At 72.6% G+C, this 19540-nt stretch carries 24 protein-coding genes; 12 read left to right on the top strand and 12 right to left on the bottom strand.

The annotated features are described in order from the left end of the window. Window positions 1-6: 6 nt before the first annotated feature. The gene (locus NP777_RS40250; protein WP_256655131.1) at window positions 7-474 is read right to left on the bottom strand and encodes a pyridoxamine 5'-phosphate oxidase family protein; all 468 of its coding nucleotides are present in this window, start codon (window positions 472-474) and stop codon (window positions 7-9) included. Window positions 475-530: 56 nt separating this feature from the next. On the opposite strand from NP777_RS40250, the gene NP777_RS40255 reads away from it, so the two are divergent. Then, window positions 531-1307, top strand: coding sequence for a cysteine hydrolase family protein (locus NP777_RS40255; protein WP_391858672.1), 777 nt, complete (start codon window positions 531-533; stop codon window positions 1305-1307). On the opposite strand, the gene NP777_RS40260 is transcribed toward NP777_RS40255, so the two are convergent. Beyond that, window positions 1291-1797, bottom strand: a complete 507-nt coding sequence (locus NP777_RS40260) for a Rieske (2Fe-2S) protein (protein WP_256655132.1) — start codon at window positions 1795-1797, stop codon at window positions 1291-1293. The two genes, NP777_RS40255 and NP777_RS40260, sit on opposite strands and share 17 nt — an antisense overlap. 144 nt (window positions 1798-1941) lie before the next feature. Between NP777_RS40260 and NP777_RS40265 the strand changes: the two genes are divergently transcribed. After that, window positions 1942-3561, top strand: coding sequence for an ATP-binding cassette domain-containing protein (locus NP777_RS40265; RefSeq protein ID WP_256655133.1), 1620 nt, complete (start codon window positions 1942-1944; stop codon window positions 3559-3561). 176 nt (window positions 3562-3737) lie between these two features. On the opposite strand, the gene NP777_RS40270 is transcribed toward NP777_RS40265, so the two are convergent. Further along, the gene (locus NP777_RS40270) at window positions 3738-4157 is read right to left on the bottom strand and encodes a hypothetical protein (RefSeq protein WP_256655134.1); all 420 of its coding nucleotides are present in this window, start codon (window positions 4155-4157) and stop codon (window positions 3738-3740) included. Between NP777_RS40270 and NP777_RS40275 the strand changes: the two genes are divergently transcribed. From NP777_RS40275 to ung, 8 genes are all read left to right on the top strand, one after another. Continuing rightward, window positions 4128-4520, top strand: a complete 393-nt coding sequence (locus tag NP777_RS40275; RefSeq protein WP_256655135.1) for a response regulator transcription factor — start codon at window positions 4128-4130, stop codon at window positions 4518-4520. The two genes, NP777_RS40270 and NP777_RS40275, sit on opposite strands and share 30 nt — an antisense overlap. A gap of 68 nt (window positions 4521-4588) precedes the next feature. After that, on the top strand, window positions 4589-5233 hold the full coding sequence (locus tag NP777_RS48320) for a helix-turn-helix transcriptional regulator (RefSeq protein WP_256655136.1): 645 nt from the start codon (window positions 4589-4591) through the stop codon (window positions 5231-5233). Window positions 5234-5474: 241 nt separating this feature from the next. Beyond that, window positions 5475-6017, top strand: coding sequence for a haloacid dehalogenase type II (locus NP777_RS40285; protein ID WP_256655184.1), 543 nt, complete (start codon window positions 5475-5477; stop codon window positions 6015-6017). Between the two features lie 86 nt (window positions 6018-6103). After that, window positions 6104-6928, top strand: coding sequence for a HipA family kinase (locus NP777_RS40290; protein WP_256655137.1), 825 nt, complete (start codon window positions 6104-6106; stop codon window positions 6926-6928). Then, window positions 6925-7320: a DUF3037 domain-containing protein gene (locus NP777_RS40295; RefSeq protein WP_256655138.1), complete on the top strand. Its 396-nt coding sequence runs from the start codon at window positions 6925-6927 to the stop codon at window positions 7318-7320. The genes NP777_RS40290 and NP777_RS40295 overlap by 4 nt, the downstream gene beginning before the upstream one ends. A gap of 161 nt (window positions 7321-7481) precedes the next feature. Further along, window positions 7482-8243, top strand: coding sequence for a 3-oxoacyl-ACP reductase FabG (gene fabG, locus NP777_RS40300; RefSeq protein ID WP_256655139.1), 762 nt, complete (start codon window positions 7482-7484; stop codon window positions 8241-8243). A gap of 18 nt (window positions 8244-8261) precedes the next feature. After that, entirely contained in the window at window positions 8262-9023 is a 762-nt protein-coding gene (locus NP777_RS40305) for an SDR family oxidoreductase (RefSeq protein ID WP_256655140.1), read from the top strand. A 139-nt stretch (window positions 9024-9162) separates the two neighbouring features. Beyond that, complete coding sequence (gene ung / locus NP777_RS40310; RefSeq protein WP_256655141.1) at window positions 9163-9843, top strand: uracil-DNA glycosylase; 681 nt, start codon at window positions 9163-9165, stop codon at window positions 9841-9843. A 44-nt stretch (window positions 9844-9887) separates the two neighbouring features. Here ung and NP777_RS40315 read toward each other — a convergent pair whose 3' ends face one another. Further along, entirely contained in the window at window positions 9888-10292 is a 405-nt protein-coding gene (locus NP777_RS40315; RefSeq protein WP_256655142.1) for a DUF3224 domain-containing protein, read from the bottom strand. 86 nt (window positions 10293-10378) lie between these two features. Here NP777_RS40315 and NP777_RS40320 point away from each other — a divergent pair, with 86 nt between their 5' ends. Beyond that, the gene (locus NP777_RS40320) at window positions 10379-11368 is read left to right on the top strand and encodes a helix-turn-helix transcriptional regulator (RefSeq protein ID WP_391858673.1); all 990 of its coding nucleotides are present in this window, start codon (window positions 10379-10381) and stop codon (window positions 11366-11368) included. Window positions 11369-11630: 262 nt separating this feature from the next. After that, window positions 11631-12095, top strand: coding sequence for a hypothetical protein (locus NP777_RS40325; RefSeq protein ID WP_256655144.1), 465 nt, complete (start codon window positions 11631-11633; stop codon window positions 12093-12095). A 61-nt stretch (window positions 12096-12156) separates the two neighbouring features. Here the strand turns inward: NP777_RS40325 and NP777_RS40330 are convergent, their stop codons facing one another. The 8 genes from NP777_RS40330 to NP777_RS40365 all read right to left on the bottom strand — a co-directional run bounded on the left by NP777_RS40330 (window position 12157) and on the right by NP777_RS40365 (window position 19528). Beyond that, window positions 12157-12636 carry a MarR family winged helix-turn-helix transcriptional regulator gene (locus tag NP777_RS40330; protein WP_256655145.1) on the bottom strand — a complete coding sequence of 160 codons (480 nt, stop codon included), beginning with the start codon at window positions 12634-12636 and terminating at the stop codon, window positions 12157-12159. A gap of 81 nt (window positions 12637-12717) precedes the next feature. After that, entirely contained in the window at window positions 12718-13554 is an 837-nt protein-coding gene (locus tag NP777_RS40335) for a maleate cis-trans isomerase family protein (protein ID WP_305890626.1), read from the bottom strand. Window positions 13555-13590: 36 nt separating this feature from the next. Beyond that, window positions 13591-14442 (bottom strand): alpha/beta fold hydrolase, encoded by an 852-nt coding sequence (locus tag NP777_RS40340; protein WP_256655146.1) that lies wholly within the window; start codon window positions 14440-14442, stop codon window positions 13591-13593. Then, the gene (locus NP777_RS40345; protein ID WP_256655147.1) at window positions 14439-15146 is read right to left on the bottom strand and encodes an isochorismatase family protein; all 708 of its coding nucleotides are present in this window, start codon (window positions 15144-15146) and stop codon (window positions 14439-14441) included. The genes NP777_RS40340 and NP777_RS40345 overlap by 4 nt, the downstream gene beginning before the upstream one ends. Then, window positions 15143-15784, bottom strand: coding sequence for an SRPBCC family protein (locus NP777_RS40350; RefSeq protein WP_256655148.1), 642 nt, complete (start codon window positions 15782-15784; stop codon window positions 15143-15145). Before NP777_RS40350 ends, NP777_RS40345 begins: the two co-directional genes overlap by 4 nt. Next, window positions 15775-16314, bottom strand: coding sequence for a (2Fe-2S)-binding protein (locus tag NP777_RS40355; protein ID WP_256655149.1), 540 nt, complete (start codon window positions 16312-16314; stop codon window positions 15775-15777). The genes NP777_RS40350 and NP777_RS40355 overlap by 10 nt, the downstream gene beginning before the upstream one ends. Then, window positions 16311-18683 (bottom strand): xanthine dehydrogenase family protein molybdopterin-binding subunit, encoded by a 2373-nt coding sequence (locus NP777_RS40360; protein ID WP_256655150.1) that lies wholly within the window; start codon window positions 18681-18683, stop codon window positions 16311-16313. The genes NP777_RS40355 and NP777_RS40360 overlap by 4 nt, the downstream gene beginning before the upstream one ends. Next, window positions 18680-19528, bottom strand: a complete 849-nt coding sequence (locus tag NP777_RS40365; RefSeq protein WP_256655151.1) for an FAD binding domain-containing protein — start codon at window positions 19526-19528, stop codon at window positions 18680-18682. The genes NP777_RS40360 and NP777_RS40365 overlap by 4 nt, the downstream gene beginning before the upstream one ends. Window positions 19529-19540 lie beyond the last annotated feature (12 nt).

Genomic DNA, 19540 nt, shown 5'->3' on the forward strand with positions numbered 1-19540 from the left:
GGCCTCTCAGCCCTGCGGCATCTTCCGGAAGTCCCAGGAGCGGATCGCCTCGGGGACCAGGCGCAGCCAGGCGTGGCGCCCGTCGTGCGGCATGGCGTCCAGGCCAAAGTACTTCGCCGCGAACATCCGCTCCGGCGTGTCGAGTTCGGGGCACGACACGCCGGTGCGCGGCTCCTCGCCGACAGGGACCGCCTCGCCGGAGAGCTCCACCCCGCGCAGTTCGCCGTAGTCGTGCCCGTCGTCGACCACCACCGCGATCCGCGGGTCGCGGCGCAGCTCGGCCCAGCGGCGGCTGCGGGTCAGGGAGTACAGCCACAGGACGGTGCCGTCCCAGCAGAACCACAGCGGGCTGATATGCGGCCGCCCGTCCGCGGACACGGTCGCCACCCGGCAGGTGCGCTGTTCGGCGAGGAAGGCGTCCAGTTCGTCCTGGCTCATCATGATGCGGCGCCCGCGCCGCTGGGTGACGGTCATTCGACCTGTACCTCCCGGTAACCCGTTGTCCGGCACAGGATGGTGGCTCTTCCTTGATGACGCAAGGGGCGCTACTCTCCCGCGCCGTGACCCCGAGCCCCCATGAAGACGCCGTGACCTCGCGCGAAGACGCCGTGACCTCGCGCGAGGACGCCGCGCCCCCGCACGAGGATGCCGCGCCCCCGCGCCCCCGCGAAGACCTCGTGGAACTGCTCAGGCCGGAAGGCTGCGCCCTGCTCACCGTCGAATGCCAGCGCGGTGTGGTGGGGCCGGACAGCGCGCTACCCGAACTGGCCGCCGCGGCCCGGGAGTCCGGTGCGCTCGGGCGTGTCGCCCAGCTGGTGGCGGCCGCCCACGACACGGGCGTCCAGGTGCTGCACGCGGTGGCCGAGCGGCGCGCCGACGGACGCGGCGCGAGCCGCAACGCACCGCTGTTCCGGGCCGTCGAGCGACTGCCGGTCCGGCAGCTCACCGGAAGCGCGGCGGTGGAGATCGCCGAACCGGTTCCGGTGGCGGCCGAGGACCTGGTCGTACGGCGGCTGCACGGTCTCTCGCCGATCGCCGGGACCGAGGTGGACGCGCTGCTGCGCAATCTGGACCGCCGCACGCTGGTCGTCACCGGCGTGTCGGCCAATGTGGCGATCCCGGCCGCCGTCTTCGACGCCGTCAACCTCGGCTACACGGCCGTGGTGCCCGAGGACGCGATCGCCGGGGTGCCCGCCTCGTACACCCCGGCGATGGTCCGCCACACCCTCGCCCTGGTGGCCGCCGTCACAACGGCCGACGAGGTGGCCGCCTGCTGGCGGCGGACGGCCGTCACGCCATCCAGATAGAGCTTCCCTGCACCTTGATCTGCGCGCCCGGCAGCGGCTTCTGCGCCGGGCCGCCCTTCACACTGCCGTCGGTGATGTCGAACTTGCTCTGGTGACAGGGGCAGTTGATGGTGCCGCCGCTCACATCGCCGACCGAGCAGCCCTGGTGGGTACAGATCGACGAGAACGCCTTGAAGTCACCGGCCTTGGGCTGGGTCACCACGACCTTGTGGTCCTTGAAGACCATGCCGCCGCCCTCGGGGATCTGGGAGGTCTTGGCCAGTTCCATACCGTCCCCGCCGCCCGGCTGGCCGCCCTCCGCGCTCTGCGACGCGCCCTGCGACGGCTGCGAGCCCCCGGTGTCCTGGGCGCTGTCCGCGCTGCCGCCGCCCGAACCGCCGTCGTCGTCCTTGCCGCATGCGGCAAGCGTGGCGGCCAGCCCGGCCGCTCCGGCCGCGGTGACGACGGCACGGCGGGTGGTGCCCTGCCCGGGGATTGCCGACTGCGTCATGGTGGTGCCTCCTGCTCGGGGGACGTTTCACCGTTCCATACGGACGCCGGGGCCGCCGTGTTCAGCCGCTCCCGGGCAGACGCGGGCCGCGGGCCGGAAAATCGCTTTGCCGATCGCCCTGCCGTGCCATGAGAATGCCGGTTTATGGGACATCTGGAGGCCGCGCACCTCGCCTACTTCCTGCCCGACGGACGGCTGCTGCTCGGCGATGTGTCGTTCCGCGTCGCCGAGGGCACGGTGGCCGCCCTGGTCGGGCCCAACGGGGCGGGCAAGACCACGCTGCTGCGGCTGGTCTCCGGCGAGGTGGAGCCGCACGGCGGCACGGTCACGGTCAGCGGCTCCCTGGGGGTGATGCCGCAGTTCATCGGCTCAGTGCGCGATGAGCGGACGGTGCGCGACCTGCTGGTGTCGGTGGCCCAGCCCCGCATCCGCGAGGCCGCCCGCGCGGTGGACGAGGCCGAGCTGGCGATCATGGAGCGGGACGACGAGGCCGCCCAGCTGGCCTACGCCCAGGCCCTGAGCGACTGGGCCGAGGCGCGCGGCTACGAGGCCGAGACGGTATGGGACATGTGCACCACCGCGGCCCTCGGCGTGCCGTACGAACGGGCCCAGTGGCGCGAGGTGCGCACGCTCAGCGGCGGCGAGCAGAAGCGGCTGGTGCTGGAGGCGCTGCTGCGCGGGCCCGACGAGGTGCTGCTGCTGGACGAGCCGGACAACTATCTGGACGTGCCGGGCAAGCAGTGGCTGGAGGAGCGGCTGCGCGAGACCCGTAAGACCGTGCTGTTCATCAGCCACGACCGGGAGCTGCTGGCCCGCGCGGCCGCCCGGATCGTCAGCGTCGAGCCGAGCCCGGCGGGCAGCGATGTGTGGGTGCACGGCGGCGGCTTCGCCACCTACCACGACGCCCGCGAGGAGCGGTTCGAGCGCTTCGAGGAGCTCCGGCGGCGCTGGGACGAGAAGCACGCCCAGCTCAAACGGCTGGTGCTGGACATGCAGCGGTACGCGGCCCGCAGCGATGAGATGGCCTCCCGCTACCAGGCCGCCAAGACCCGGCTGCGGAAGTTCGAGGAGGCCGGGCCGCCACCGGAGCCGCCGCGCAAACAGGACATCACCATGCGGCTCGCGGGCGGACGCACCGGGGTGCGGGCGCTGACCTGCCGGGCGCTGGAGCTCGAGGGGCTGATGCGCCCCTTCGACCTGGAGGTCTTCTACGGCGAGCGGGTGGCCGTACTGGGCTCCAACGGCTCGGGCAAGTCCCACTTCCTGCGGCTCCTGGCGGGAGGGGACGTCGCCCATCGGGGGGAGTGGAAACTCGGCGCACGGGTCGTGCCCGGCCACTTCGCCCAGACCCACGCCCATCCGGAGCTCTTCGGGCGCACGCTGGTGGACATCCTGTGGACCGAACACGCCCGGGACCGGGGGCGCGCGATGAGCGCGCTGCGGCGCTATGAGCTCGACCGCCAGGGCGACCAGTCCTTCGACCGGCTCTCGGGCGGTCAGCAGGCCCGGTTCCAGATCCTGCTGCTCGAACTGGCCGGGACGACGGCGCTGCTGCTGGACGAGCCCACGGACAACCTGGACCTGGAGTCGGCCGAGGCGCTCCAGGACGGGCTCGGAGCCTACGAGGGCACGGTGCTCGCGGTCACCCACGACCGCTGGTTCGCGCGGTCCTTCGACCGCTTCCTGGTCTTCGGGTCGGACGGCGTCGTCCGCGAGACGGCGGAGCCGGTCTGGGACGAACGCCGCGTCGACCGGGTCCGCTAGCCGTTACCGGGCCCCGGGCCGGACACGGCGTCAGCGGTTGGCGGAGTTGACCGGCACCAGCTTCGTCACCCGCTGGTGGGACAGCGGCCCCTCGGGGCCGGAGCCGCGTCACCGCGCGAGCCGCCGGGCCGGCGGATGGGTGAGTTCCCAGGTCTTCCACTGTGCACCCTCCCGGGCTACTGGGGCTCCCTCCCCACCGGGCCCCATGCCCCGTGCCGGCCGACCCGGACCCGGCCGATCGCCGCCGGAAGGACCGGGACGGCGGCTTCCCGGTCCTCGAGACGCCGCAGCTCCTGGGCCGCCGCGCGCTCGATCTCCGACGCCTCCGCTTCCGCCCGCTCCCGGGCGTAGGCGGAGACCAGGCCGTGCAGCCAGAACCGCGGTACGGCGCCGGGGGCGCCCGTGTGGACGACCTTCAGCAGCCGGGTGTCCGCCAGCCGTTCCAGCGCTTCCGCCACGTCGGGCACGGCGAGGCTCGGCAGCTCGGTCCCCGGGGACGCGGACAGCACCCGGACACCGGACAGCCCGAGCATGCGGAACAGACGGCGGTCGTCCCCGGCCAGGCGGTGGTAGGCCGGGGCGAAGCAGGAACGCACGCTCAGCGGGCCCTGTGGTCGCCGATCGCCCTCAAGGGCGGAAGTGCGGCGCTTTTCGACAAATCCGCGGAGATCGGCGCACTGGGCTCCCTCTTCCTCGGTGCGTGGGGAAGTGCCATACCGCTGGCCGAATTCCTGAAGCGGCGGGAGCTGGTCCGGCACGAGGACCAGCGGCAGGTCCTGGGGCATCTGCGGGACGGGCACACGGACCGGGTCGCGGCGCAGAAGATGGGCATCTCCTATCGCACCTATCGCCGCCGGGTCGCGGAGATCCTGGAGCGGCTGGGCGCGGAGTCCCGCTTCCAGGCCGGGGTACGGGCCAGTGAGCTCGGGCTGCTGTCGCCGCTGGAGGACGCCCAATGACGGCTCTTCCCCTTCCCGCGGCTCTCCCGATTCCGCTCGGCTCCCCTCCGCGGCCGCCCGCCTCACCCGTGAGCCAGGGCCCCGGCCCGGCCGAGGACGCCCGGACGATCGTGCGCGAGGCCGGGCAGCATGTGTCCATCATCCTGGCGTTGCCTCAAGGGACGCGGCGCGAGGTGCTGCGGTCGCTCCTCCCGGGCCTCCTGGACCAGGCGAAACCGGATGTCCGGGTGCGGATCCTGTGCACCCGGCACACCTATGACCGGCACCTGCTGCCCGCCATCGGCGGCGACGGCGCCGGGCCGGAGGTGAGACTGGCCCGTCTCGATCCGATCGAGGCGGTCATGGCGGACGGCCGTACGGCGCTGGCCAATCTGCGGGCGGAAGCCGGCTCGCAGATCTTCACCACCCAGGAGGCGCTGCCAGTCCAGGCGTTGCACACGCCGTTCAACTCCATCTGGAAGAGGTCGGCCCCGCTCTTGGCGCGGCCCGACTTCGGCGACCGCCGCCGCACCCGGCTGGCCGCCGAGATCCTCGGGATGCTCCGCGTCGGAGCCACCGACGAGGTCGCCGCCCGATCGCTGTCCATCTCCGTGCGGACCTACCGCAGACATGTCGCGGACATCATGGAACGGCTCGACGCGCGATCGCGTTTCGAGGCCGGGCTGCTCGCCGCCGAGCTGGACATGCTCCCGCCCCCGGCGGAGAGACACTGACGGACCGCACCCGGCCGGTGCCACCGGCCGGGTGCGCCGATGTGTTCCCGGTCCGGGCGGTGGGCCGGGCCGGCGCCCGCGGCGGCGGCCCCGCGGCCCGATGGGTCCGTCCCGTGAGCCGGCGTCGGACCGGCCAGGAGGCGAGCCATATGCGTACGGTGATCCCCATGGCTGCTGACGACCCCCCGGGCGTCCTGGTCTTCGACGTCAACTCTTCGACGTCAACGAGACGCTCACCGACATGTCCCCGCTCGCCGCGCACCTGGAGGCCATCGGTCTCCCCGGCCATCTGCTGCCGGTGTGGTTCGCCGGTGTCCTGCGCGACGGCATCGCGCTGTCCCTCGCGGGCGGCCGGGCGACGTTCGTCGAGGTCGGCGGGGACGTCCTGCGCACACTCCGGGCCCGGCACGGGCCCGGGGGAGCGGACCCGGCGGCGGCCGTGGACCATGTGCTCTCCGGTCTGCCGGACCTGCCCGTCCAGCCGGATGTTCCCGAGGGCGTACGGGCGCTGCACGCGGCCGGACACCGCCCGGTCACCCTGACGAACGGCTCGGCGGACACCACGCGTGCGGTACTGGACCGGGCGACCGGGGTGGCGGATCTGGCGCGGAGCCTGGGGCCGGCGCGCCCGGCCGACCCGCGAGATGGCGTTGCGGGAGCCGCGGACGGGGTTCCCGTGGCGGTGCTGGACTCATCCCGGTCCGCGTTGCGGCGATCGGCGAAAGCCGGCAGACCGGTCTGCTCGGGGCCATCGGCCGCGCCGAGGCCGTCAACGGGCGGGTGATGGCGTGTGCTCGAGTCCGGCCGCGGGCTGAGGCGGCGCGGTGGCGGCGTGGATTGCGAGGTCGGCGAGCCGGATAGCCTGGGCGAATGCTGACCGAAGTCACCGCGATCCGGTATGTCACGCCCTTGCGTGAGGGCGGATCGCTGCCGGGCATCGTCGAGGCCGACGATCTGGGCACCTATGTCATGAAGTTCACCGGCGCCGGGCAGGGCCGCAAGACCCTCGTCGCCGAGGTCGTCTGCGGTCAGCTGGGCCGCCGTCTTGGGCTGCGGGTGCCGGATCTGGTGCGGATCCAGCTGGATCCGGTGATCGGTCTGAGCGAACCGGACCAAGAGGTGCAGGAGCTGCTCAAGGCCAGTGGCGGGCTCAACCTCGGCATGGACTACCTCCCCGGTTCGCTCGGCTTCGATCCGCTCGCCTTCGAGGTGGGCGCGGAGGAGGCGGGGCGGGTCGTGTGGTTCGACGCGCTCATCGGCAATGTGGACCGCTCCTGGCGCAACCCCAACATGCTGGTCTGGCACGGGCGGCTGTGGCTCATCGACCACGGCGCCACGATGATCTGGCACCACGGCTGGCGCGGGCTGGACAAGGCCGCCACCAAGCCGTACGACGCCTCCGACCACGTCCTCGCGCCGTTCGCGCCGGACATCGCCGCGGCCGGCCGGGCCCTGGCGCCGCGGATCACCGAGGAGCTGCTCACCGAGGTGGTGGCGGACGTCCCCGACGAATGGCTGACCGACGAGCCGGGCTTCGACGGCCCGGACGCGGTGCGCCGCGCCTATGTCGAGGTGCTGCTGGAGCGGGCGGCCACGGTGGAGCGGAGGATCACGCTCGGGGAGCGCGCCGGTGAGGGGCCGTCCAAGGCCCCCGAGTGGCTGCGGGTGTGGGTCGACGGAAAGGCATCGCGGTGAGCGGGTTCCACAACGGCCGGGATGTCTTCGAATACGCCGTGCTGCGGGTCGTCCCCCGGGTCGAGCGGGGTGAGCAGATCAACGCGGGCGTGCTCGTCTACTGCCGCGCCACCTCCTTCGTGGCGGCCCGGGTCCATCTGGACGAGGACCGGCTGCGCGCCCTGGACCCTGAAGCGGACGTGCCCGCGGTACGGGCCGCGCTGCGCGCGGTGGAGTGCGTCTGCGGCGGGGGAGAGCGGGCCGGTCAGGCGGCCGGGGAGGACGCGGGGCGGCGCTTCCGCTGGCTCGTGGCGCCGCGCTCCACGGTCGTCCAGCCGGGGCCGGTGCACACGGGTCTGACGGCGGACGCGGAGGCGGAGGTCGAGCGGTTGCTCGACCTGCTGGTGCGGTGACGCATCGGCGCAAAGCGCGCGGAGGTGAGCGAGCACATACGGGCGGTCGTTGACAGGCGGTGGCGGGCCTCATAGCGTCTCGTGCGCAGGAGAGACTAAGCGGTTGCTCACTCCCGGGGCCGGGACGGTGAGCCGCCATCGATGCGAGGGAGAACCCGCATATGTCCACCACCGAGCAGCGTGTTGCCATCGTGACGGGCGCGGCCCGCGGTATCGGCGCGGCGACCGCCGTGCGCCTGGCCGAGGAGGGCCGCGTCGTCGCCGTGCTCGACCTCGACGAGGGGGCCTGCGCGGCCACCGTGGAGAAGATCACCGAGGCGGGCGGCAAGGCCATCGCCGTGGGCTGCGATGTGTCGGACGCCGAGCAGGTCGAGGCCGCCGTCGCGCGTGTCGCCGAGGAGCTCGGCGCGCCGACGATCCTCGTCAACAACGCGGGTGTGCTCCGCGACAACCTGCTGTTCAAGATGAGCGAGTCCGACTGGGACACCGTGCTGAACGTGCATCTGCGGGGCGCGTTCCTGATGTCCCGCGCCTGCCAGAAGCACATGGTGGACGCGGGCTTCGGCCGGATCGTCAACCTCTCCAGCAGCTCGGCGCTGGGCAACCGCGGCCAGGTCAACTACTCCGCGGCCAAGGCCGGTATGCAGGGCTTCACCAAGACCCTCGCCATCGAGCTCGGCAAGTTCGGCGTCACCGCCAACTCCGTGGCGCCCGGTTTCATCGCCACCGACATGACCGCCGCGACCGCCGAGCGCGTCGGCATGGGCTTCGAGGACTTCCAGAAGGCGGCCGCCAGCCAGATCCCGGTCCAGCGCGTCGGGGAGCCCGCCGACATCGCCAACGCGATCGCCTTCTTCACCGGCGAGGCGGCCGGTTTCGTCTCCGGCCAGGTCCTGTACGTGGCCGGCGGCCCGCTCAACTGATCAGGAGTCACGCACCACATGACCGCGCAGATACAGGACAGCGGCAAGGCCGCGCTCATCACCGGGGCGAGCCGGGGGATCGGCTACGCCATCGCCGAGGCGATGGTGGCCCGTGGCGACAAGGTGTGCATCACCGGGCGCAACGAGGACGCGCTCAAGGAGGCCGTGGAGCGGCTCGGGGCCGACCGCGCGATCTACGTCGCCGGGAAGGCCCATGACCAGGCGCACCAGGCGGCCGCCGTCGAGCGGACGATGGAGGCGTTCGGCCGGGTCGACCACCTGGTGAACAACGCCGGTACCAACCCGGTCTACTCGCCCATCGCCGATCTCGACCTCGATGTGATCCGTAAGGTCTTCGAGACCAATGTCGTCTCGGCACTGGGCTTCGCCCAGCGGACCTGGAAGGCCTGGCAGCAGGAGAACGGCGGCACGATCGTCAACATCGCCTCGCTCGCCGGGATGTCGTCCTCGCCGTTCATCGCCGCGTACGGCGTCAGCAAGGCCGCCATGATCAACCTCACGGTGCAGCTCGCCCAGGAGTTCGCCCCGCGGGTGCGGGTCAACGCCATCTCCCCGGCGGTGGTGAAGACCAAGTTCGCCACCGCCCTGTACGAGGGGCGGGAGGAGGAGGCCGCCGCGGCCTATCCGCTGAAGCGGCTCGGCGTGCCGGAGGACATCGGGGGCGCGGCCGCGTTCCTCACCTCCGACCACTCGGCGTGGGTCACCGGCCAGACGCTCGTGGTGGACGGCGGCATCCTCCTGGGCGCCGGGCTCGGCTGACCGGCGCCGGTCCGGCCCCGCGCCGTCCCGGTCCGGCCCCGCGCCGCTGACGTGGCCCCGGGCGCGTGTGAGGCGTTGTCAGTGGCCGCCGGTAGGTTCTGTGCCCGTAAGACGGAAACACCTACCGGAGGTTGAAGACGTGCCCTATGTGCTGCCCGAGTCCTGGCGCGGGGTCCTCGGCGAGGAGCTGGAGAAGCCCTATTTCAAGGAGCTCACCGAGTTCGTCGAGGAGGAGCGGGCCGAGGGGCCGGTGTACCCGCCGCGCGAGGAGGTGTTCGCCGCCCTGGAGGCCACGCCGTTCGACCAGGTGAAGGTGCTCGTCCTCGGGCAGGACCCGTACCACGGCGAGGGGCAGGGCCACGGTCTGTGCTTCTCGGTGCGGCCGGGCGTCAAAACCCCGCCGTCGCTGCGGAACATCTTCAAGGAGATGAAGGAGGAGCTGGGCCACCCGGTGCCCGACAACGGCTATCTGATGCCCTGGGCCGAGCAGGGTGTGCTGCTGCTCAACGCGGTGCTGACGGTCCGGGGCGGCGAGGCCAACTCCCACAAGAGCAAGGGGTGGGAGAAGTTCACCGACGCGGTGATCCGCGCGGTGGCCTCGCGCCCCGATCCGGCCGTCTTCGTGCTCTGGGGGAACTACGCCCAGAAGAAGCTGCCGCTCATCGACGCGTCACGGCACGCGGTGGTGAAGGGGGCGCACCCGTCCCCGCTGTCCGCGAAGAAGTTCTTCGGGTCGCGCCCCTTCACCCAGATCGACGAGGCGGTCAAGGCCCAGGGCCACACCCCGATCGACTGGCGGATCCCGGACCTCGGCGCCTGACCGGGGCTGGGGTCCTTCCGACGGATCTCCGTGGAAGAAGGACCCTAGAGCGTGTAGTCGAAGCTGTAGGGGATCTCGGACTTCCCCTGGACGGCGGAGAAGCCGCCTGATCCGGTGAGCCCGGTCAGCTCGCCGGTGCCGGATCCGGGCACCACTTCGAAGGTGCAGCGGACGATGGCGTCCGCGCCCCAGCTGCCGTGCTGCACCACGACGAAGCTGCCCGCGCGCCCGTCGAGGTCGCCGGTCAGCAGCTCGTAGCCGCAGCAGACGCCGGTCTTGTCGGGCAGATAGGTGATGGCGTACTGACAGCTGGTCCGCGGTGCCTCGATACCGCCCGAGAAGGCGTTCGTGACCACGGCCCGGGCCAGCTTGGCACCGCCCTCGGTCTCCTCGAGGGCCGTCTCCTGCCAGTCGGCGTAGGTGAAGTGGCCGGTGGTGTGCGTGGTCATGGTGGGTCCTTTCCGGGGCCGGGATCGGCTGCGGACGCCACTCTGGCCGCCGTACCTGACATCTCCTGTCAGGTACGGCGGCCACAATGGACCGCATGCGCGCCGACCGCCTCCTCTCACTGCTCCTGCTGCTGCAGAACCGGGGCCGGATGACCGCGCCCGAGCTCGCCGCCGAGCTGGAGGTCTCGGTGCGCACCGTCTACCGCGATGTGGAGGCGCTGGGCGCGTCCGGGGTGCCGGTCTACGCCGACCGGGGCCCGGCCGGGGGCTTCCGGCTGCTCGACGGCTACCGCACCCGGCTGACCGGGCTCACCGGCGACGAGGCCGACTCGCTCTTCCTCGCCGGGATGCCGGGCCCGGCCGCCGAGCTGGGCCTGGGCGCCGACCTCACCACGGCCCAGCTCAAGCTGCGGGCCGCGCTCCCGGCCGAGCTGGGGGAGCGGTCCCGGCGCATCCAGGAGCGCTTCCACCTCGACGCGCCGGGCTGGTTCCGGGACGCCGAGCCGGTGCCCCATCTGGCGGCGGCCGCCGAGGCCGTATGGGAGCGGCGCGTCCTGCGGGTGCACTACCGCCGCTGGCGCGGCGAGGTGCGGCGGGAGCTGTGCCCGCTGGGCCTCGTCCTCAAGGGCGGCATCTGGTACCTGGTGGCGAGGGTCGAGGAGTCCGTGCGCAGCTACCGGGTGGCGCGGATCCTCGACGCCGAGGTGCTGGCGGAGGTCTTCGAGCGGCCCGCCGGATTCGACCTCGCCGCCTCCTGGGCGGAGTCGTCCCGCAGGCTGGAGTCCCAGCGCTTCCAGGGCGAGGCCGAGCTCCTGCTCTCCGAGCGCGGGGTGAAGCTGCTCCCGATGCAGTTCGGGGCGGTGGGCGCGGAGGCGGTGGCCGCGGCGGGCCCGCCCGACGGCCAGGGGCGACGGCGTGTCGTCCTCCCCGTGGAGCCGCTGCCGGTCGCGGTCCACGACATGCTGCGGCTGGGCACCGACGCCGAGGTGCTGGGCCCGCCCGAGCTGCGCTCGGCCGTCGCCCGCGCCGCCGCCGAACTGGCCCGCCGCTACGGCGCGCCGGACGACACCCCTTGAGGCCCGCCACGACACGCCGAGCGGCGCGGGCGCGAGCGGCTAGGGTCTGTCGTCAAAGGGGGCGCCCGGCCGCGAGCAGGGGGCACCTCCCAGCGGTAGCTGGGGGAGTCCGGTGCCGGTCGATCGCGAGGCGGAGCGTCGCCCTCGTACTGGGCGTACTCGGGTGATGCGACAACGCGGTGAGCGGCCGTGCCAGGCGTCGGGAGCAGGACGCCCCCTTTGGCGACAGGGCCTGGCGTCGTCCGAAACACGGGAGGCGGCGATGGCGGAAGCGCGGCAGCAGACGCCGGAGGGCGATGCCGTACTGACCCGGATCGGGCAGGCGGTCATGCTGCACCGGGGCGGCGACCGGGAGGAGGCGCGCAATCGCCTCGCCGCGCTGTGGCGCGAGATCGAACGGGACGGCGCCCCCTTCCACCGCTGCGCCCTCGCCCACTATCTGGCCGACACCCAGGACGATCCGCTCGACGAGCTGATCTGGGACCTGCGGGCGCTCGCCGCCGCCGACGCGCTCACCGGGGCGCTGGCGCCGCGGGCGTTCCTGCCCTCCCTCCACCTCAACGTGGCCGCGGGCCATCTGAAGCTGGGCCAGGAGGAGGCGGCCCGGGGCCAGCTGGCGCTGGCGCGCGAGACCGCCGGCGCGCTCGGTGAGGATCCGTACGGCGACCGGGTGCGGGCGGCCATCCTGCGGCTGACGCTGGTCCTGGAGGGCCCCGTCGAGGACTGAGGGCCCAGCGTCCTTCCGGCAGCCGCGGGCGGGCGCATGGCGCCGGACGGACTTCGGGCGGCTAGGCCGCCTCCACCAGCTCCTCCCAGACGTCGGCGAGCGCCTTCAGCCTGACCACGAACCGTTCGCGTTCCGCCTCGTCGAAGGACTCCAGGAGGATCTTGTCGAGCCTGCGCGCCCGGTCGTTCGCCTCCCGAAGGGCCTCCTGGCCCGCTTCGGTCAGATAGAGCAGTTTGCGGCGGCCGTCGGCGGCCGCGGTTTTCCGGGCGAGCAGCCCGCGGTTCTCCAGCCGGCGAGCCACATCGGCCATGGTGGAGGTGTCCAGGGCGACGGCGGCGGCCATGGAACGCTGGTCCTGGCCGGGATGGGCCTCCACCGTCTGCAGCACCGCGAACTGAGGGCCGGTGAGGACTGGGTCCACTTCCCGTGCCCACGCGGCGAGATACGCCTGGTAGAGACGGCGGACCTGATAGCCGGGCGCGGCCGTCAGGGCAGTGGGAGCCTCCGGCCCGGTTTGGGCGGGCGGGGTGGGATCAGTCATAGAACCTACTTAAGCACGCACGGTTGACGCCGAGGGACAGCGGGGCGGAGGCCGGGGCACCCTCCGGCCCCGGCCGCGGCCTCACCGACCGGTACCGAGGCGGACCGGTCCCGTATCGCCGGAGCGCGGCCCGGCCACCGTCCCGGCGCCGCTCCCGGCGGGGCCGGAGACCTGGCCGCCGAGCAGGCTCCCGGCGCCGGGCACGACGGGCGGCAGCCCGAGCTCCGTCAGAATGCGGAACGCGGTGGCGGTGGCCGCCGACAGCACGGGCAGCCCCGCCTCGTCCTCGACGGGCTGGATCGACGCCAGCGACGGCATCTGCACACAGGCCGACAGCACCAGCGCGTCGGCCCTGCCCAGGTTCAGCCGGCGCCAGTGGTCACGTAGATCGGCCGGGTCCAGACGGGCCACCGCCAGGTTGTCCGGAACTTCGAGGCTGAGCGCGTCGACCACCTCGATCCCGGCGTCCTCGATGTACTCGGCCACCTTGGCGGTCAGCTCCTTCATATACGGCGTGATGATCGCGACCCGGCGGGCGCCGACCGCCTCGACCCCGCTGAGCAGGGCGCCGGCGCTGGAGACCACGGGCGCCCGGGAGCCCTCGGCCCGCAGCGCGGAGGTGATGCCGGCCTCCGCCACACAGTGGTGGCCCGGCCCCTGCGCCATGATGGCGACCAGGCAGGCGGTGGCGACGACGTCCGGCCGCGCGTCGGCCAGTTCGAGGGCGGCCCGTTCGGTCTGCGCGTTCATCTGGCGCAGCTCGTCCGGGGTGACGTGCTTCATCCGCATCCGGCTGGTGTGGAAGACGAAGCGGTCGTCGGACGCGATGGCCGCCCGCGCGTTGAGCATCCGGGGAAGTTCGGTCTCCATCGTCAGGTTGGAGCTGGGCACGATCAGCCCGATGTGATGGTCTGCCATGGGGTTGGTCCTCCGAAACGGGACAGCGGGCACCGGTCAGGCGGCCGGGGAGAGGATGGTCCGCAGCGCGTCGCGGAGTGTCGCGGTGGCGATCGCCGGGGCGTCCCAGAAGATCATGTGGCCGGCGCCGGGGATCTTGTGCAGCGGGGCCGCCGGATTGCTCTCCGCGGCCTCCCGCGCCCCTTCCGCCGTCACGACGGGACTGTCGGCTCCGTAGAGCAGGTGGGCCGGTCCGGGCACCCGGGGCCACCAGTCGAAGAAGTCCTCGTGCTCGAAGCCGTGGTGGGTGGCCACGATGGCCTCCTCGGCGCAACTGGACAGCCAGCGGGCCCGCAACTCCTGTTCCCTTCGCGGCCAGGTGGGCCAGGAGGCGGCCACCTCGTCGGCGTCCGTTCCGCGCCGCGCCTCGGAGAGCTGCCGCAGGAACACCTCCCGGGTGGTGGGGTAGGGTCCGCGCCCCGGGCCGCTCATCGGCGGGTCGGCCAGCACGGTGCCGCGCGGGGACACCTTGGCGCGCACGGCGACGGCCGCCGCGATCCGCGCGCCCATGGAGTGGCCGAGGAGCAGTGGACGGTCGAGGCCGAGGTGGGCGATGAGGGCTTCGGTGTCCTCGGCGTACTCCTCCAGCCCGTAGCCGTCGCCCTCGTCCGAAAGGCCCCGGCCGCGCACGTCCAGCACCACCGGCCTGACCAGGCCGGTCAGTTCGCGTGCCACGAAGTCCATGGTGATCGCGGGACTGGTGATACCGGGCAGGACGACCAGCGGCGGCAGGTCGCCGCCGTAGTCGAGGGCGTGCAGCCGCACCTCTCCGGAACGCGCCCACCGGCTCGTGGCCGGCACATCGGCCAGATCGGCGAGCGCGCTCTGCGGGACCGAACGCCATGTCATGTGCTGTCTCCTCGTCGATGGGAACGCCGGGCCGCGTCAGGAGCCGCCGGGGCGGGAACGGAGGTGATGTAGCCGACGGCGTCCTCGAGGGTGACGACGTCGCCGTACTTGGCCTGGATGTCGAAGAGCGCCGCGTCCGCCGGTCCCTCGGCCCGGTCGCCCACGCAGGCACGGGGCACCAGCACCGGGAAGCCCGACTGGACGGCGTCGACCACGGTGGCCCGCACACAGCCGCTCGTGGTGGCGCCGCACACCACGACGGAGTCGCGGCCCAGACCGGTCAGGGTGGCGGCGAGACTCGTGCCGAAGAAGGCCGAGGCCCCCTTCTTCACCACCAGTTGATCGTGTCCCGGCCGCATGGGCAGCCGCGGGTCGATGGCCACGGCATCACTGCCCTCGACCAGGGTGCGCAGACCGGGAGCCTTGCGCAGCCAGGCGACCGCGTCACCGGACGCCTCGGCCTCGGTGTAGGCGATCGCGGTGAAGATCACCGGCACCTCCACCGGCCGGGCCGCCTCGATCAGGCGGGTGGTGGCGGCCACGACCTCGGAGAGGTCGGCACCCGAGGGGTACGAGTCCTCGGTGAAACCCCGGGTCAGGTCCACCACGACGATCGCCGGACGGCTGCCGCGCCGCACCGTGGCACCGAACCCGGCCCGCTGGTAGGTGCGGTTGGTGGTGGCGCCGTACAGTCCGCCGCTCATCGGCGCCTCCCCAGCAGCCAGCCGGGGACGAACCCGAGCAGGAACGCGGCCGCGACCGGGCCGTACTTCTTCAGCAGCGGGCCCGCGATCAGCACCATTCCGTTGAGCTCACCGGGCGCCTCGGCGGGTGCGCCGGCCGCGGGAGCGGACGCGGCGGGCGCCGCGCCGAAGGCGGGGGGCGCTTCCGCGCCGCCCTGCTGAAGGAGCAGGTTGCCGAGGTTCTGGGCGAACTGCTGGAGGATCTTGTCGGACACGGCCCCGATGGCTCCCTTGCCGAACTGGGCGATCTTGCCCCGGATCACCAGGTCGGTGGCGAGGTTCAGCTGGGCGCCGTCCTCGGCCGGGACGACCTCCAGGGAGACCTCGGCCTCGGCGTCGCCGCTGCCGTGGGTGTCGGCGCCGCTGGCGTGGACACGCAGCCTCCGCTTTTCGGCGTCGACCTCCAGGAAGCGCACGGTACCGGCGTAGGCGGCCGAGATCGGGCCCACCTTGATCTTGACCGCGCCACGCCAGGCATCGCCGTCACGGCCTTCGAGAGAGGCGCCGGGCATACAGGACGCCACCCTCTGGACGTCGCCGAGCAGCGCGAACACCGCGTCGGGTTCGGCTTTGACGGAAACGGTGTTGATCAGTTGCATGAGTCCTCCTCGGCGCCCATGGCCCGCTGAGCGCGCCGGGCGGTCGCGCAGGCGTCGATCGCCTCGACGATGGTCTGGTAGCCGGTGCACCGGCACAGGTTCGCGGCCACGACCTCCCGGATCTCCTCCTTGGTCGCCTCCGGCCGCTCCGCGAGGAAGCCCTGGGCCAGCATCAGGAAGCCGGGGGTGCAGAAGCCGCACTGCAGGCCGTGGTGTTCGGTGAAGGCCCGCTGAAGATCGCTGAGTTCGCCGGTGCCGGAGTCGGCGAGGGATTCGACGGTGGTGATCCGCGCCCCCTCCGCCTGGGCGGCGAACATCAGACAGGCCCGGACCGGGAGCCCGTCGACGAGCACGGTGCAGGCGCCGCAGATCCCGTGCTCGCAGCCGACGTGGGTGCCGGTCAGCCGCAGATCGTGGCGGAGCACGTCCACCAGGGTGCGGCGCGGCGCCGTGATCACCTCGTATGACGCGCCGTTGACGTCGAGCGTGATGAGCTGGACGTCGTCGCCCAGGCCGGTGGTGTCGTTCATGGTGTCTGCTCCGGTGTGCGGGGGGTCAGGGCACGGTGGACGGTCTCCGGTGTGATGGGCGTGTCGTCCAGTTCGACGCCGGTGGGCCGCAGCGCGTCGTTGACGGCGTTGAGCACGGCGGCGGGGGCCCCGATGGTGCCGCCCTCGCCGGCGCCCTTGGCTCCTGTCGCGGTGAAGGCACACGGGGTCTCCAGATGGTGGATCACCACCTCCGGGATCTCATGGGCGGTGGGCACCTTGTAGTCCATGAAGCTGGTGGCCGACGGCTCGCCCTGGGCGTCGTAGGTGATCTGCTCGAAGAGCGCCCCCGCGATGCCCTGCGCGATACCGCCCCGGCACTGCCCCTCCACCACCTGCGGATTGACGGCGACACCGCAGTCCTCGACGCAGAAGTAGGCGAGGATTTCCACCTGCCCGGTGTCCTCGTGCAGCTCCACCACCACCCCGTGGGTGGCGTTGGAGAAGGTGCCGTCGTTGTGGACGTCGAAGACGGCGGTGGCGGTGAGGCCCGGGTCGATGTCCTTGGGCAGCAGATGCGACTTGAGATAGGCGATGTCGGCCAGGTGCTCGTAGCCGAGCGTGGCATCCGGGTCGTCGCGTCGGCGGACCCGGCCCCGGTCCAGTTCGGTCTCCTCCGGGGGGATGCCCCACTCGGCGGCGGCGATGGCGCGGAGCTTGTCGCCGAGCTTGCCCGCCGCCAGCCGTACGGCGCTGCCGCCGACCGCGATCGAGCGGCTGGCGAAGGTGCCCCAGCCGTAGGTGATGCGGTCGGTGTCGCCCTGGTGGAGTTTGACCTTGGCGATGTCGAGGCCGAGGGTGTCGGCGACGATCTGCGCCATGGTCGTCTCATGGCTCTGCCCGTGGCTGATGGTGCCGGTGGTGGCGGTGACCGCGCCACTGGTGTCCATGCGGACCTCGGCGAGGTCGAACCCGGGAACGACCTCCATCTTGCGCTGGGCGAAGGCGGCGGAGCCGTAGCCGGTGCGCTCGCTGAAGCAGCTGTAGCCGATCCCGATGTGCCGGCCCTCGGCCTTGGCCGCGGTCTGCCGGTCGTACCAGCCCGCCTCGCGCACCGCCCGCTCGCACAGGTCGAGGGATTCCAGATATGAGCCGGGGTCGTAGGTGATGTTGTTGACGCCGGTGTACGGGAAGTCGGTGATGACGTTGCGGCGCCTGATCTCCACCGGGTCCAGGCGCAGTTCGCGGGCGGCGCGTTCCATGAGCCGCTCCATGGCCATGACGTACTGCGGGCGGCTCACGCCCCGGTAGGGGGCGGTGGGCGCCTTGTTGGTGGTGATGGCCCGGCCGCGCACCCGGTAGGCGGGGACCTTGTAGACGCCGGGCATCTCGGCGGAGGCCATCAGCGGCTCGATACCGGCGGTGAACGGATAGCAGGAGTAGGCGCCCATGTCGCACACCACGTCCGCGTCGAGGCCGAGGATCCGGCCGTCGGCGTCGAAGGCGGCGCGTGCGGTGTAGTGCTGCTCCCGGGCGAGGAACGAGGCGGACAGGGCGTCCTTGCGGTCCTCGATCCACTTGACGGGCCGGCCGAGCCGCAGCGCGGCCGCCGCGGTGGCGATCTCCTCGCGGCCGACCACGCACTTGAGGCCGAAGCCGCCACCCATGTCCGGGACGATCACCCGCACCGCGCGCTCGTCCAGCCGCAGGCAGCGGGAGGCCACGGTCCGCACCTGATGCGGAGTCTGGGTGCAGGTGTGCAGGACGAGCTGCTCCTCCCGGGCGTCCCACTGCGCCACCGCGCCACGCGTCTCCAGCGGCAGGGCGTTCTGCCGGCCGGTGCGCACATCGACGTGGACCACGTAGGGCGCCCGGTCGAAGATCTCGTCGATGCCCTCGGTGGCGAACAGGCCGACGTCGACCAGGGTGTTCCCGGCGGCCTCCGCGTGCACCCGCGGCGCGTCGGCGGCGAGGGCCTGTTCCTCGCAGGTGAGGGGCGGGAGGGGCGCGTACGTCACCTTGGCGGCCTCCAGGCCGTCCTCGGCGAGGTAGGGGTCGCGGGCGACGACCACGGCGAGGGGCTCGCCGACGTAGCGGACCCGGTCGCGGGCGAGGACGGGCATGGCGGTCGGCACGAACTCCGAGAGCGGGCGGCCGAGCTGGGCGGTGATGTCACCCAGCTCCAGGTCGGCGGCGCTGAACGCGGCGACGACACCCGGGACCTGACGCACCCGCGTCAGATCGATCCCGGTGATCGTCCCGTGGGCCACCGTGCTGCGGACGAACTGCGCGTGCAGCATGCCGGGCAGCTCGATGTCGTCGACGAAACGGCCACGTCCGGACAGCAGCCGGGGATCCTCGCGGCGCGCCACCGACCGGCCGACCAGCCGGTCGTCCCTGGCGGACGTCATCGTGACATCGCCTCCTCACAGGCTCGCTCGATCAGATTGCGGATGAGGTGCTTGCGGTAGTCGCCGCTGCCGTGTCCGTCGCTCGGCGGATCCACGGCGGCGGCCGCCGCCTCCGCGCAGTCCCGGAACGAGCCGCCGGCCGCCAGCACGGCCTCCGCCTCGGGCACGCGTACCGGCATCGCGGCGACCCCGCCCAGCGCCACCCGGCCGCCGAGGACGTCCTCGCCCTCGGTTGCCAGATCGACCGCGGCGGAGACGATGGCGAAGTCTCCGCGACGCTCGGCGAACTCGGTGAGCGCCGCATGGGGCGCGGGGCGGGGGAAGACGATCTCCACGAGGATCTCGTCGGGGTCCAGGGCGGTGGTGTAGTAGCCGAAGAAGAACTCACCGGCCGGGATGCGCCGCCGCCCGCGCGGGCCGTGGGCCATGAACTCGGCGTCGAGCAGCACGGCCAGCAGACACCACTCGGCGGTGGAGTCGGCGTGCGCGATGCTGCCGCCCACGGTGCCGCGGGTCCGGATGGGCAGATGGCCGATCCACCGCATGGCATCGCGGATGACCTCGAAACCCGCCCCGAGCCGGTCCGCGGGCGCGGTCTCCACCGTGTGATGGGTGGTGAGCGCACCGATGCGCAGCCCGCCGTCGGCCTCGACGCCCAGCTGGTCGAGTTCGCGCAGACCGGTGATGTCGACCAGGTGCCCCGGCCGGGCCAGCCGGAAGTTCATCATCGCGACCAGACTCTGGCCGCCGGCGATGACCTTGGCCTCGTCGGCCAGTTCGGCCAGGAGCGCCGTGGCGCCCTCGACGTCGCGCGCCCGGTGGTACTGGAAGGGAGCGGGCTTCATGTTTCTCCTGTC

The sequence above is a fragment of the Streptomyces rugosispiralis genome, from assembly GCF_024505145.1.
Classification (GTDB): Bacteria; Actinomycetota; Actinomycetes; order Streptomycetales; family Streptomycetaceae; genus Streptomyces; species Streptomyces rugosispiralis.